This is a genomic window from Pantoea sp. PGP6, from assembly GCF_053474785.1.
Map to the genome: position 1 here is coordinate 3,158,817 of NZ_JBQBMA010000001.1, position 13,399 is coordinate 3,172,215.

10 protein-coding genes and 7 tRNA genes are annotated in these 13,399 nt (G+C 55.3%); 16 read left to right on the top strand and 1 reads right to left on the bottom strand.

Going from position 1 to position 13,399, the window contains the following annotated elements:
* Position 1: 1 nt before the first annotated feature.
* The 10 genes from nagC to ACLIBF_RS15405 all read left to right on the top strand — a co-directional run bounded on the left by nagC (position 2) and on the right by ACLIBF_RS15405 (position 4,871).
* Positions 2-1,222: a DNA-binding transcriptional regulator NagC gene (nagC, locus tag ACLIBF_RS15360; protein WP_279809446.1), complete on the top strand. Its 1,221-nt coding sequence runs from the start codon at positions 2-4 to the stop codon at positions 1,220-1,222.
* Positions 1,223-1,262: 40 nt separating this feature from the next.
* Complete coding sequence (locus ACLIBF_RS15365) at positions 1,263-2,015, top strand: HAD-IIA family hydrolase (protein ID WP_031374799.1); 753 nt, start codon at positions 1,263-1,265, stop codon at positions 2,013-2,015.
* Between the two features lie 308 nt (positions 2,016-2,323).
* Entirely contained in the window at positions 2,324-3,991 is a 1,668-nt protein-coding gene (asnB, locus tag ACLIBF_RS15370) for an asparagine synthase B (protein ID WP_031374797.1), read from the top strand.
* A gap of 219 nt (positions 3,992-4,210) precedes the next feature.
* A tRNA-Met gene (locus tag ACLIBF_RS15375) sits at positions 4,211-4,287 on the top strand.
* Between the two features lie 9 nt (positions 4,288-4,296).
* Positions 4,297-4,381: transfer RNA gene (locus tag ACLIBF_RS15380), tRNA-Leu, on the top strand.
* Positions 4,382-4,403: 22 nt separating this feature from the next.
* A tRNA-Gln gene (locus ACLIBF_RS15385) sits at positions 4,404-4,478 on the top strand.
* A 34-nt stretch (positions 4,479-4,512) separates the two neighbouring features.
* Positions 4,513-4,587, top strand: a tRNA-Gln gene (locus tag ACLIBF_RS15390).
* A 22-nt stretch (positions 4,588-4,609) separates the two neighbouring features.
* Positions 4,610-4,686 (top strand) — tRNA-Met (locus ACLIBF_RS15395).
* A 6-nt stretch (positions 4,687-4,692) separates the two neighbouring features.
* Positions 4,693-4,767, top strand: a tRNA-Gln gene (locus tag ACLIBF_RS15400).
* 29 nt (positions 4,768-4,796) lie between these two features.
* A tRNA-Gln gene (locus ACLIBF_RS15405) sits at positions 4,797-4,871 on the top strand.
* A gap of 116 nt (positions 4,872-4,987) precedes the next feature.
* Here ACLIBF_RS15405 and ubiF read toward each other — a convergent pair.
* Positions 4,988-6,160 (bottom strand): 3-demethoxyubiquinol 3-hydroxylase, encoded by a 1,173-nt coding sequence (ubiF, locus tag ACLIBF_RS15410; protein WP_031374796.1) that lies wholly within the window; start codon positions 6,158-6,160, stop codon positions 4,988-4,990.
* A gap of 172 nt (positions 6,161-6,332) precedes the next feature.
* On the opposite strand from ubiF, the gene miaB reads away from it, so the two are divergent.
* The 6 genes from miaB to ACLIBF_RS15440 all read left to right on the top strand — a co-directional run bounded on the left by miaB (position 6,333) and on the right by ACLIBF_RS15440 (position 13,317).
* The gene (miaB, locus tag ACLIBF_RS15415) at positions 6,333-7,757 is read left to right on the top strand and encodes a tRNA (N6-isopentenyl adenosine(37)-C2)-methylthiotransferase MiaB (protein ID WP_046288459.1); all 1,425 of its coding nucleotides are present in this window, start codon (positions 6,333-6,335) and stop codon (positions 7,755-7,757) included.
* Positions 7,758-7,965: 208 nt separating this feature from the next.
* A complete protein-coding gene (locus ACLIBF_RS15420; RefSeq protein WP_031374794.1) occupies positions 7,966-9,027 on the top strand; it encodes a PhoH family protein in 1,062 nt (353 codons plus the stop codon).
* Positions 9,024-9,497: an rRNA maturation RNase YbeY gene (gene ybeY / locus ACLIBF_RS15425; protein WP_031374793.1), complete on the top strand. Its 474-nt coding sequence runs from the start codon at positions 9,024-9,026 to the stop codon at positions 9,495-9,497. The genes ACLIBF_RS15420 and ybeY overlap by 4 nt, the downstream gene beginning before the upstream one ends.
* 80 nt (positions 9,498-9,577) lie before the next feature.
* On the top strand, positions 9,578-10,459 hold the full coding sequence (gene corC / locus ACLIBF_RS15430) for a CNNM family magnesium/cobalt transport protein CorC (protein WP_031374792.1): 882 nt from the start codon (positions 9,578-9,580) through the stop codon (positions 10,457-10,459).
* Between the two features lie 4 nt (positions 10,460-10,463).
* Positions 10,464-11,987, top strand: coding sequence for an apolipoprotein N-acyltransferase (lnt, locus tag ACLIBF_RS15435; RefSeq protein ID WP_046288545.1), 1,524 nt, complete (start codon positions 10,464-10,466; stop codon positions 11,985-11,987).
* Between the two features lie 433 nt (positions 11,988-12,420).
* Positions 12,421-13,317, top strand: coding sequence for an amino acid ABC transporter substrate-binding protein (locus tag ACLIBF_RS15440; protein ID WP_031374791.1), 897 nt, complete (start codon positions 12,421-12,423; stop codon positions 13,315-13,317).
* The last annotated feature ends 82 nt before the right edge of the window (positions 13,318-13,399 follow it).

Genomic DNA, 13,399 nt, shown 5'->3' on the forward strand with positions numbered 1-13,399 from the left:
AATGACCACTGGCGGCCAGTCACAAATAGGAAATGTCGATCTTGTTAAGCAACTCAATAGTGCGGCCGTTTACCGGCTGATTGATCAACAGGGGCCGATATCGCGCATTCAGATTGCCGAACTCAGCCAGCTTGCGCCCGCCAGCGTCACCAAAATTACCCGTCAATTGATAGAGCGCGGATTGATCAAAGAGGTGGACCAGCAAGCCTCCACCGGCGGTCGCCGCGCCATCTCCATCATCACTGAAACCCGCAACTTCCATACCATCGGCGTCCGACTCGGACGCAACGACGCGACCCTGACGCTGTTTGATCTGAGCGGAAAATCGCTGGCGCAAGAGGATTATGCGCTGCCGGAACGCACTCAGGAGACGTTGCAGCACGCGTTGTTCAACGCCATCAGCGCCTTCATTGAGCAGCACCAGCGCAAGATACGCGAGCTGATCGCGATTTCGGTGATCCTGCCAGGGCTGGTTGACCCGATTAACGGGGTGATCCGCTATATGCCGCACATCGCCGTCAGTCACTGGCCGCTGGTCGCCAGCCTGAAAGAACGCTTTAGTGTTACCAGTTTTGTCGGTCACGACATCCGCAGCCTGGCGCTGGCTGAGCACTACTTTGGGGCAAGCCGCGACTGTGCCGACTCCATTCTGGTGCGCTTACATCGCGGCACCGGGGCCGGTATCATCGCCAACGGGCATATTTTTCTCGGCAGCAACGGTAACGTCGGTGAGATTGGCCACATTCAGGTCGATCCGCTGGGCGAACGCTGCCACTGCGGTAACTTTGGCTGCCTCGAAACCATCGCCGCCAACGGCGCGATTGAAAGTCGGGTACGTCATCTGCTGAATCAGGGCTATCCCAGCGTGCTGACGCTGGAGGCGTGCCAGATGCCGCAAATCTGTAAAGCGGCTAATCAGGGTGATGCGCTGGCCTGCGAAGTGATCGAATATGTCGGCCGCTACCTCGGTAAAGCTATCGCGATTGCCATCAACCTGTTTAATCCGCAAAAAGTGGTGCTGGCCGGTGAAATCACCGACGCAGAGAAAGTGCTACTGCCCGCGATTGAAGGCTGCATTAACACTCAGGCGCTCGCCGCCTTCCGCAAAAATCTGCCGGTGGTACGTTCGACCTTAGATCATCGTTCGGCAATCGGCGCCTTTGCGCTGGCAAAACGTGCCATGCTTAACGGCATTCTGCTGCAACATCTTCTCGAAGAATAAGCTCAGCCTGCCACTCTGGCGGGCCACATCGGATCTGACTATGACCATTAAAAGCGTAATTTGTGATATTGATGGCGTGCTGATGCACGACAACACGGCGGTTCCCGGCGCACAGGAGTTTTTGCAGCGCATTCTGGCGAAAGAGATGCCGCTGGTGGTGCTGACTAACTACCCTTCGCAAACCGCGCAGGATCTGGCCAACCGTTTCGCCTCGGCGGGCGTAGAAGTGCCGGACTCGGTGTTCTACACCTCGGCGATGGCCACGGCAGACTTTCTTCGCCGTCAGGAAGGCAAAAAAGCCTATGTGATAGGTGAAGGTGCGCTGATCCACGAACTCTACAAAGCCGGCTTTACCATCACCGATATCAACCCTGATTTTGTCATCGTCGGGGAAACGCGCTCGTTTAACTGGGACATGATGCATAAGGCGGCTTTTTTTGTCGCCAATGGCGCGCGGTTCATCGCCACCAACCCCGATACCCATGCGCGCGGCTTTGTTCCGGCCTGTGGCGCGCTGTGTGCCGGTATCGAGAAGATTTCCGGTCGCCGCCCGTTCTACGTCGGCAAACCGAGTCCCTACATTATGCGTGCAGCCCTGAACAAGATGCAGGCGCATTCGGAAGAGACAGTGATAGTCGGTGACAATCTGCGCACCGATATTCTGGCCGGTTTTCAGGCCGGGCTGGAAACGGTGCTGGTGCTATCGGGCGTATCAACCTTAAGCGATATTGATGCCATGCCGTTCCGGCCGGACTGGATCTACCCTTCAGTCGCGGATATTGACCTGTTCTGATGCCTTTTTCTTATGACGCATCGGGCTAAAGCGTGATGCGTCCCCTCTTTTCGACCGATTACCCGCCCTCTCTTTCGGCTAAAATTCAGCCAGAAAATGCATTTCATTATCGATTCAACAATAAAAACGTTGTTAAATTGTCGTTTATTCAATTTTATCGCCATGACAACAATCTTTTTATCAGTAAATCGCGATTCCTCTTGCATTGAATGCACCAAATAGCGCATTTTCTTATACATCACGCAGCGTCAGGCTGCCGGACAAACGCAAAAGATAACATCGCCGTAAGGTGAGCTCAGGAGTCAGTTATGTGTTCAATTTTTGGTGTGCTGGATCTGAAAACCGATCCTGTTGAGCTGCGCAAAAAAGCGCTGGAATGTTCACGCTTAATGCGTCATCGCGGCCCGGACTGGTCTGGTGTCTATGCTGATGACCATGCAATCCTGGCGCATGAACGTCTCTCAATCGTTGACGTCAACAACGGCGCACAGCCGCTGTACAACGCCGACCACACTCATGTTCTGGCGGTTAACGGCGAAATCTATAACCATCAGGCACTGCGCGCAGAATTGAGCGATCGCTATCAGTTCCAGACCGGATCTGACTGTGAAGTCATCCTGGCGCTGTATCAGGAAAAAGGGGTCGATTTCCTCGACGATCTGGAAGGCATGTTCGCTTTTATCCTGTATGACAGTGTAAAAAACACTTACCTGATCGGCCGCGATCACATCGGTATCATCCCGCTCTATATGGGTAACGATGAGCATGGCAACCTGTATGTCGCGTCAGAGATGAAAGCGCTGGTGCCGGTCTGCCGTTCAATCAAAGAGTTCCCACCGGGCAGCTACCTCTCCAGCACCGATGGCGAAATCCGTCGTTACTGGCAGCGTGACTGGATGGAATACAAAAACGTAGAGCACAACACCACCGACGCTGCGGGCCTGAAGCATGCGCTGGAAGAGTCAGTAAAAAGCCATCTGATGTCAGATGTTCCTTACGGTGTGCTGCTGTCGGGCGGACTCGATTCGTCAATCATTTCTGCCGTCACCAAGCGCTTTGCCGCTAAGCGGGTCGAAGATCAGGATAAAAGTGATGCCTGGTGGCCGCAGCTGCACTCGTTCGCAGTGGGCCTGGAGGGATCGCCCGATCTGAAAGCGGCTAAATCCGTGGCGGAACATCTCGGCACCGTGCACCATGAAATTCATTTCACCGTGCAGGAAGGTCTGGATGCAATTCGCGATGTGATTTATCACATTGAAACCTACGACGTCACCACCATCCGCGCCTCCACGCCGATGTACCTGATGTCACGTAAGATTAAAGCGATGGGCATTAAGATGGTGCTGTCGGGTGAAGGCGCAGATGAAGTCTTCGGCGGCTACCTTTACTTCCATAAAGCGCCGAACGCCAAAGAGTTCCACGAAGAAAACGTGCGTAAACTGCAGGCGCTGCACATGTTCGACTGCGCCCGTGCCAACAAGGCGATGTCAGCCTGGGGCGTGGAAGCGCGTGTCCCCTTCCTGGATAAAAAATTCCTCGATGTGGCGATGCGTATCAACCCGGCCGACAAAATGTGTGGCAGCAACGGCAAAATGGAGAAGCACATCCTGCGTGAATGTTTCTCTTCATACCTGCCGGAAAGCGTGGCATGGCGGCAGAAAGAGCAGTTCTCAGACGGCGTTGGCTATAGCTGGATCGACTCCCTGAAAGAGGTTGCCGCGCAGCAGATCAGCGATCAGCAACTGGCCACTGCGCACTTCCGTTTCCCGTTCAACACGCCGGGTTCGAAAGAGGCTTATCTGTATCGTGAAATCTTTGAAGAGCTGTTCCCGTTACCGAGCGCGGCAGAGTGCGTGCCTGGCGGCCCATCAGTGGCCTGCTCGTCAGCCAAAGCGATTGAATGGGACGAAGCATTCAAAAACATGGACGATCCATCAGGTCGCGCCGTGGGTGTGCATCAGTCAGCCTATAAATAACCGCGTCTGAACTGATGAAAAATGGGCCGTTTATGGCCCATTTTTTTTATCATCTGCGTTGTATTCACTGAAAAATTGTTGAATAAACCGCCAGCCTGGTTATAAGCCGGTCAAACAGCGGTTATCAGCAAAAAAACGGCAAAAAACTTGTTGACGCTGTTAAGTCAACTCCGCATAATGCGCCCCGCAACGCCGATGAAGGTAACGCGAAAAAAAGATGGCTACGTAGCTCAGCTGGTTAGAGCACAGCACTCATAATGCTGGGGTCACAGGTTCGATTCCCGTCGTAGCCACCATCTTTTTTTGCGGGAGTGGCGAAATTGGTAGACGCACCAGATTTAGGTTCTGGCGCCGCAAGGTGTGCGAGTTCAAGTCTCGCCTCCCGCACCATTTCATTATTCGGCAGCATGGATGGGGTATCGCCAAGCGGTAAGGCACCGGTTTTTGATACCGGCATTCCCTGGTTCGAATCCAGGTACCCCAGCCAATTTCGATGAATCTCGTGGCTGCGAGTGGACGAATGGGATATCGCCAAGCGGTAAGGCACCGGTTTTTGATACCGGCATTCCCTGGTTCGAATCCAGGTATCCCAGCCATCATCGAAATGCAGTACAATTTGGCTACGTAGCTCAGCTGGTTAGAGCACAGCACTCATAATGCTGGGGTCACAGGTTCGATTCCCGTCGTAGCCACCATATTATTGGGGTGTCGCCAAGCGGTAAGGCACTGGTTTCTGATACCAGCATTCCGGGGTTCGAATCCCTGCACCCCAGCCACACAAAAGACAATTTGAATTAACACCTATTGGGGTGTCGCCAAGCGGTAAGGCACTGGTTTCTGATACCAGCATTCCGGGGTTCGAATCCCTGCACCCCAGCCAAATTGCACAACAAAGCCCGCTTTTGCGGGCTTTGTTGTTTTTGTGCTTCCCTGTCCAATGACGGTCGATTGTAGCGGCCCGCCTTATCACGAGCCGTACAACGCTTTCAGGCTGATTTACAATCCCAGCGCATAGCGCAACACCTGACGCTTCAGCACCCCGGAATGCTCGGCGGCGATCAACCCAAGGTTACGTGCAAAGCGCAGCGGTGCCAGCTGATTGCTGAAGGCGAAATAGAACAGATCCATCCCGCCCTGCATCAGCATATTGTCGGTGCGACGCTGACGCTGATAGCGCTGCAATATCCGCTCAGCCGCCCAGTCTTCCGCCGCACCGCGCGCGGTCACCAGCACCTCAATTAACGCATCAATATCGCGGTAACCCAGGTTAACGCCCTGCCCCGCCAGTGGGTTGATGGTGTGTGCCGCATCGCCCACCAGCGCCAGTCCTGGCAGCACGTAACGCGCCGCATGACGCCGCACCAGCGGGAACCCGCCCGCAGCATGGGCTTTAAACCGCCCCAGACGCGCCGGGAAGTGGCTGGCAATCTCTTTCTCCAGCTGAGGCAGCGCCATCGCCTGGAGCTGGCGTATCCGCGCTGGCGCGTCATACCACACCAGCGAGGCGCGGTTGTCATACAGCGGCAGAAAGGCGCGTGGCCCCTGCGGAGTAAAATGTTGCCAGGTGGCATCGCCGGCCGGATGTTCACAGGTGACGCTGATCAGCAGGCAAGACTGCGCATAGCTCCAGCCGTGGATGCCAATCCCCGCCATCTGCCGCACCTGTGAGTTAGCGCCATCTGCGCCCACCACCAGCCGGGCATGCAACGTCTCGCCGCCGCTCAGGTCGACGCGCCAGCCGCCATTCTCCTGCTGCAAATTCTCCAGCGTGGCCGGACAGCAGAGCGTAACACCAAGCGCCTGCATCTCTTCCCACAGCGCCCGTTGCAGCACGCTGTTTTCCACCATAAAACCCAGTTCCGGCAGGCCGAGCGAGGCGGCATCGAAGCTGACCTGTGCGGTTTGCCACTCCCAGGTCTCCAGCTTGCGATACGGGGCGCATCGCATCGCCTCAACCCGCGACCAGACGTTAAGCTGCTTCAGTAACGCTACCGACGATGAGCCGATGGCCGAGATCCGCAGATCGGGATCGCTCTCTGCCGCAAACGGGGCCGGCTCAGCGCGCTCAATCACCGCCACGCGGAACTGCTGCTGCGTCAGCCCACACGCCAGCGCGGCTCCCACCATGCCGCCGCCGACGATCACCACATCAAACTGGTTATCCTGCATTGCTTATATCCTTCTTCTTTTCCCGCCAGCCTGCGCAACACGGGTCTGATTGAAGCAAAGTGTACCGGAAAATTCTGGCACGATCAGAAAAGCCCTTAGGCTGGTCACAACAGCATCAAAGCATTACAATACGCGCCCTGCACTCCACTGCACTGAATCAATGGCTAGTTCGATGACAAAAAAACTGCATATCAAAACCTGGGGATGTCAGATGAATGAGTATGATTCATCTAAGATGTCTGACCTGCTGAACAGTACGCACGGCTACACGCTGACCGAGGTCGCTGAAGAGGCGGATATTCTGCTGCTCAACACCTGTTCTATTCGCGAGAAAGCGCAGGAGAAGGTTTTCCACCAGTTGGGGCGCTGGAAAAAGTTAAAAGAGCGTAACCCGGATTTGATCATCGGCGTCGGCGGTTGCGTGGCATCGCAGGAAGGGGATCACATTCGCCAGCGTGCGCCCTGCGTCGATATCGTCTTTGGCCCGCAGACTCTGCACCGTCTGCCGGAAATGATTAACACCGTGCGCGGCAGCAAAAGCCCGGTGGTGGATATCAGCTTCCCGGAAATCGAGAAATTTGACCGTCTGCCCGAGCCGCGTGCAGAAGGTCCGACCGCCTTCGTCTCCATCATGGAAGGCTGCAACAAGTACTGTACCTTCTGCGTGGTGCCTTATACTCGCGGTGAAGAAGTCAGCCGTCCGAGCGACGACATTCTGCTGGAGATCGCCCAACTGGCGGCCCAGGGCGTGCGTGAAGTTAACCTGCTCGGCCAGAACGTTAACGCCTATCGCGGTGCCACTTTTGATGGCGGCATCTGCACCTTCGCTGAACTGCTGCGCCTGGTGGCGGCCATCGACGGCATCGATCGTATTCGCTTCACCACCAGCCACCCGATTGAGTTCACCGATGACATTATCGAGGTTTACCGCGATACGCCGGAGCTGGTGAGCTTCCTGCACCTGCCGGTCCAGAGCGGTGCCGACCGCATCCTGACGCTAATGAAACGGGCGCACACGGCGCTGGAGTATAAGGCGATTATCCGTAAGCTGCGCGCGGCGCGCCCGGATATTGAGATCAGTTCTGACTTCATCATCGGCTTCCCGGGTGAAACTCAGCAGGATTTCGAACAGACCATGAAGCTGATTGCCGATGTCAATTTCGACATCAGCTTTAGCTTTATCTACTCTGCACGTCCGGGCACCCCGGCGGCTGACCTGCCGGATGACGTCAGCGAAGAAGAGAAAAAGCAGCGTCTCTGGATCCTGCAGGATCGCATCAATCAGCAGGCGATGGCTATCAGCCGGCGGATGCTCGGCACGGTGCAGCGTATCCTGGTGGAAGGGATCTCCCGTAAGAACGTCATGGAAGTTTCTGGCCGCACCGAAAATAACCGGGTGGTGAACTTTGAGGGATCGCCTGAGATGATCGGTAAGTTCGTTGATGTCGAAATCGTCGACGTCTACACCAACTCGCTGCGCGGCAAACTGGTGCGTACCGAAGAAGAGATGGGACTGCGTATGGCAGAAAGCCCGGCTTCCGTTATCGCCCGTACCCGTAAAGAGAACGAGATCGGCGTAGGTCTGTTCCAGCCTTGATGCCTGCCATAATTGCGGCAATGCGCGCAGCATTGCCGCCAATTTCACTTTGTTGCACTTGGTTTCTGAAAGTGCCGCCCAAATATCTTTTCTTAAGCTTGCGCCCAGGCGTTACGGCATAAATAATTTCGTTATGGTGCATCCGGTTAAGCCCAACGGTGCGTCAGACACACCTCATAACTGGCCCTGAGTGACCCAAAGGATTCGTTTGAATATCGAAACTCGTGAAATCGCCCTTGAACCGGCCGATAACCGTCGTCTGATGAGCCTGTGCGGTCCATTTGACGATAATGTGAAACAGCTTGAACGTCGTCTGGGCATTGAGATCAACCGTCGGGACAACGTCTTTAAGCTGGTGGGGCGCGCACTCTGCGTGAATGCGGCGGCTGACATTCTGAAAACACTCTATGTGGATACCGCACCGGTACGCGGCGATATTCCGGATATTGAGCCGGACCAGATCCATCTGGCGATCAAAGAGAGCCGGGTACTGGAGCAGACCGCCGAAAGCGTGCCGGAATATGGCAAAGCGGTCAATATCAAGACCAAGCGCGGCGTCATCAAGCCACGCACGCCAAACCAGGCACAGTACATCGCGAACGTGCTCGACCATGACATCACCTTTGGTGTTGGCCCGGCCGGGACCGGTAAAACCTACCTGGCCGTCGCGGCGGCGGTCGATGCGCTGGAACGTCAGGAGATACGCCGAATCCTGCTGACCCGCCCGGCAGTTGAAGCGGGCGAGAAGCTCGGCTTTCTGCCCGGCGATCTGAGTCAGAAGGTGGACCCTTATCTGCGTCCGCTGTATGACGCACTGTTCGAGATGCTCGGCTTTGAGCGGGTTGAGAAGCTGATGGAGCGCAACGTGATTGAAGTGGCTCCGCTGGCCTATATGCGTGGCCGTACGCTGAATGACGCGTTTATCATTCTCGATGAGAGCCAGAACACCACCATCGAACAGATGAAGATGTTCCTGACGCGTATCGGTTTCAACTCTAAAGCGGTCATTACCGGTGACGTCACTCAGATCGACCTGCCGCGCCACGTTAAATCGGGCCTGCGTCATGCGATTGAAGTGCTGTCGGAAGTGGAAGAGATCAGCTTCAACTTCTTCCACAGTGAAGATGTGGTGCGCCACCCGGTTGTAGCCCGTATCGTCACCGCCTATGAAGCCTGGGAAGCGGCCGATCAGAAACGTCGCGACCAGCAGGCTGAAGAGCGTAAACGCGAGGCGCTGGCCGCCCAGAGCGTAACGCAGGAGAGCAAATGAGCGAGGTGATTCTTGACCTGCAAATCGCCTGTGAAAACAGCGCCGATCTGCCCACTGAAAGCCAGTTTCACCGCTGGCTTTCAGCGGCGGTCACCCCTTTCCAGCCGGAAAGCGAAGTAACGGTGCGTCTGGTTGATGAAGCGGAAAGTCATGAGCTTAATCTGACTTATCGCGGTAAAGATAAACCGACCAACGTGCTCTCTTTCCCGTTTGAAGCGCCGCCTGGCATCGAACTACCGCTGCTCGGTGACCTGATTATTTGTCGTCAGGTGGTCGAGCAGGAGGCGGCTGAGCAGCACAAAAGCACTGAGGCCCACTGGGCACACATGGTGGTACACGGCACGCTTCATCTGCTGGGCTACGACCATATTGAAGACGACGAAGCCGAAGAGATGGAGTCACTGGAGACCGAGATAATGCTTGCTCTTGGTTATCCTGATCCGTACATTTCGGAGAAAGAAGACGCCTGACCTCCGGGTTCCGGCTATCCTGCTGCCAGCGCTGCGCTGGCAGCGTTAATTCCTCACCAGAGAGATCTTTAAAAACCGCCATGAGCGACGACCATTCTCAAAACAGCGATGCACCCAGTAGTAAAAAGGGATTCTTTTCCCTGTTGATCAACCAACTTTTTCACGGTGAACCGAAAAACCGTGATGAGCTACTGGAGCTGATCCGCGACTCAAATCATAAAGACCTGATTGACCAGGATACCCGTGACATGCTCGAAGGGGTGCTGGATATTGCGGAGCAGCGCGTGCGTGACATTATGATCCCGCGCTCGCAAATGATTACCCTGAAACGCAATCAGAACCTCGAAGAGTGTCTGGACGTGATTATCGAGTCGGCGCATTCGCGCTTCCCGGTGATCAGCGAAGACAAAGATCACGTTGAAGGGATCCTGATGGCGAAAGATTTACTGCCGTTTATGAGCAGCGAATCTGAACCGTTCAGCATTGAGAAAGTGCTGCGCCCGGCGGTAGTGGTGCCTGAAAGCAAACGCGTAGACCGGATGCTGAAAGAGTTCCGTTCTCAGCGTTACCACATGGCGATTGTGATCGATGAGTTCGGCGGCGTCTCCGGCCTGGTCACCATCGAAGACATTCTGGAGCTGATCGTCGGTGAGATTGAGGATGAGTATGACGACGAAGAGGATCGTGATATCCGTCAGCTTAACCGCCACACCTTTACGGTGCGGGCGTTAACCGCGATTGAAGATTTCAATGAGGTGTTCGGCACGCAGTTCAGCGATGACGAAGTCGACACCATTGGTGGCCTGGTGATGCAGGGCTTCGGCCATCTGCCCGCGCGCGGTGAGAGCATCGACATCGAAGGTTATCAGTTCAAAGTTGCGATGGCCGACAGCCGCCGTATCATCCAGGTTCATGTCACTATTCCGGATAATTCGCCACAACCTCAACTGGATGACGAATAAGTTTATGGCTTTAGCCTCACTTTACCCGCGTCAGCGGGTTCGCCTGCTGCTGGCTTTATTAACGGGTGCGTCTGGCACCCTCGCCTTCTCTCCTTACGATTTCTGGCCCGCCGCACTGCTGTCGCTGTGCGGCTTACAGCTTCTGACCCTTAATCGCACCAGCCCTCAGGCCAGTGCGATTGGCTTCGTCTGGGGGTTTGGCCTGTTCGGCAGCGGCATCAACTGGGTCTACGTCAGCATTGCGACCTTTGGTGGGATGCCTGGTCCGGTGAACGTCTTTTTGGTGGTGCTGCTGGCGGCCTATCTGGCGATCTATCCGGCGCTGTTTGCCGGGCTGCTCAATCGCCTGTGGCCGCGCACGACGTTATGGCGTCTGGCGCTGGCGGCCCCGGCGTTATGGCAGATCACCGAGTTTCTGCGCGGCTGGATCCTCACCGGCTTTCCGTGGCTGCAGTTTGGTTACAGCCAGATCAATGGCCCGCTGAAAGGCGTAGCGCCGCTGGGCGGCGTGGAAACCATTACCTTTCTGCTGATGGTGGTCGCCGGTCTGCTGGTGTATGCCCTGCAACAGCGCAATGTAAAAAGCCTGGTCGCGGCCCTGCTGCTGCTGGCCTTACCCTGGCCGCTGCGCTACGTCCAGTGGGTTCAGCCGTTACCGGCCCGTGCAGTCGATGTGGCCCTGGTACAGGGCGATATTCCGCAGTCGATGAAGTGGGACCCGCAACAGTTGCTGAACACGCTGCGCATTTACAGCGGACTCAGCCAGCCGTTGATCGGCAAAACCCCGATTATCATCTGGCCGGAATCAGCAATTACCGATCTGGAAAGTAATCAGCAGCCGTTCCTGCGCTCGCTGGATGATGAGCTACGCGCGCGCGGCAGTGCTCTGGTGACCGGCATCGTAGACTCGCGCCTCGAGCAGAACCGCTATCACGATTACAACACGGTGATCGTGTTAGGCGGCAACGCGCCTTATAACTACTTCAGCGGCAATCGCTACCAGAAAAATCACCTGGTGCCGTTTGGGGAGTTTGTACCGCTGGCCGATCTGCTACGTCCACTGGCACCGTTCTTCGATCTGCCAATGTCTGCTTTCAGTCGTGGCGCTTACCTTCAGCCGCAGCTCAGGGTGGCCGGTTACAACCTGACCAGCGCCATCTGCTATGAGATTGTGCTGGGTGAACAGGTGCGCGCCAACTTCCATCCCGACACCAATTTCCTGCTGACGGTCTCTAACGATGCCTGGTTTGGTCACTCGATCGGCCCATGGCAGCATTTCCAGATGGCCCGGATGCGGGCGCTGGAGCTGGGCCGTCCGCTGTTACGCAGCACCAACAACGGCGTGACAGCAGTGGTGAATGCCAGCGGCGAGGTTGAAAAGATGCTGCCGCAGTTCAGCCGCGCAGTGTTAACCGACAAAGTGGTACCGACCACCGGTGAAACTCCTTATGCGCACGCTGGCGTCTGGCCGGTGTGGATTCTGACGGCGCTGGCCGCCCTGGCGGCGGTGCTGCGTCGCCGACGCTGATTCACCCTGCTAAAAGGCGAAGCGGCTGCTTCGCCTTTTTTTATCGCTTTTGCCTGCTATTTTCCCCTTCCCTCACCGCAGACTCTGCTGCGTCAGCGCGCCGGAACCCGTTTCTGGCACGATGATTGCTAATTATTTCAGTGTTTTTCGCAAACAGGCGCACTGCATACGCTGATAGCAGGCCGGTTGCACCAAAATAATCGCTTCGCTTGCACCGTTAACGCGCAGGCAGGAAAAATTGCCTTTTTTTGGTGCGGATCACCTCGCAAAAAAGAAACTTTTTTGTTTCATCGCGTTAACAATCCGCTATGTTAGTGACTATTCTGCGCGCAGCTGCGCTACGGGATAGCCAGAAAAGCAGCAGGAAATACACACAACATCATAATCAGCACAGGTTATATCCTGTGCATTTTCCATACGAAGGAGTTGGAACATGCAACTACGCAAAGTGGCATTATCTCTTCTGCTGATCAGCGCAGCAGCGGGAGCGGCCCAGGCGGAAGATCTCAGCGGCACCCTGAAGAAGATCAATGACAACGGCGTCATTGTGGTCGGGCACCGCGAATCATCAGTTCCCTTTTCTTATTATGACAACCAGCAAAAAGTCGTCGGCTACTCACAAGCCTATTCCGCTGCCATTGTGGACGCCATTAAAGCGAAGCTGAACAAGCCTGATCTGCAGATCAAAATGATCCCGATTACCTCGCAAAACCGTATCCCGCTGCTGCAAAACGGCACCTACGATTTTGAGTGTGGATCTACCACCAACAACCTTGAGCGCCAGAAACAGGCAGCCTTCTCTGACACCATCTTCGTCATTGGTACCCGTCTGCTGGTGAAAAAAGGCGGTCCGATCAAAGATTTCACCGACCTGAAAGGCAAAACCGTGGTGGTGACCTCCGGGACCACTTCTGAAGTGCTGTTACACAAACTGAACGACGAGCAGAAAATGGAAATGCGCATTATCAGCGCGAAGGATCATGGCGACTCGTTCCGTACGCTGGAAACCGGCCGTGCCGTGGCCTTTATGATGGATGATGCTCTGCTGGCCGGTGAACGCGCCAAAGCGAAAAAACCCGACAACTGGGAAATCTTAGGTACGCCGCAGTCCAAAGAGGCTTACGGTTGTATGCTGCGTAAAGACGATCCGCAGTTCAAAACCTTAGTGGATGAAACCATCGCCAAAGCGCAGACCTCAGGCCAGGCTGAAAAATGGTTCGACACCTGGTTCAAACAGCCAATCCCACCGAAGAACCTGAACATGAACTTTGAACTGTCGGATGACATGAAAGCGCTGTTCAAAACGCCGAATGATAAAGCACTGAACTAACAAGAAAATACCCAATGGATTTCAGCTTGCATTGAGGCGGCAAGAGAATGAATCCCGATAAGCTTACTCAGGTAAGTGACTC

Coding starts and splice junctions, on each gene's coding strand:
- lnt (WP_046288545.1), top strand. CDS start 10,464: ATGGCTTTAGCCTCACTTTACCCGCGTCAGCGGGTTCGCCTGCTGCTG.
- ACLIBF_RS15365 (WP_031374799.1), top strand. CDS start 1,263: ATGACCATTAAAAGCGTAATTTGTGATATTGATGGCGTGCTGATGCAC.
- corC (WP_031374792.1), top strand. CDS start 9,578: ATGAGCGACGACCATTCTCAAAACAGCGATGCACCCAGTAGTAAAAAG.
- ACLIBF_RS15440 (WP_031374791.1), top strand. CDS start 12,421: ATGCAACTACGCAAAGTGGCATTATCTCTTCTGCTGATCAGCGCAGCA.
- nagC (WP_279809446.1), top strand. CDS start 2: ATGACCACTGGCGGCCAGTCACAAATAGGAAATGTCGATCTTGTTAAG.
- miaB (WP_046288459.1), top strand. CDS start 6,333: ATGACAAAAAAACTGCATATCAAAACCTGGGGATGTCAGATGAATGAG.
- ubiF (WP_031374796.1), bottom strand. CDS start 6,160: ATGCAGGATAACCAGTTTGATGTGGTGATCGTCGGCGGCGGCATGGTG.
- ybeY (WP_031374793.1), top strand. CDS start 9,024: ATGAGCGAGGTGATTCTTGACCTGCAAATCGCCTGTGAAAACAGCGCC.
- asnB (WP_031374797.1), top strand. CDS start 2,324: ATGTGTTCAATTTTTGGTGTGCTGGATCTGAAAACCGATCCTGTTGAG.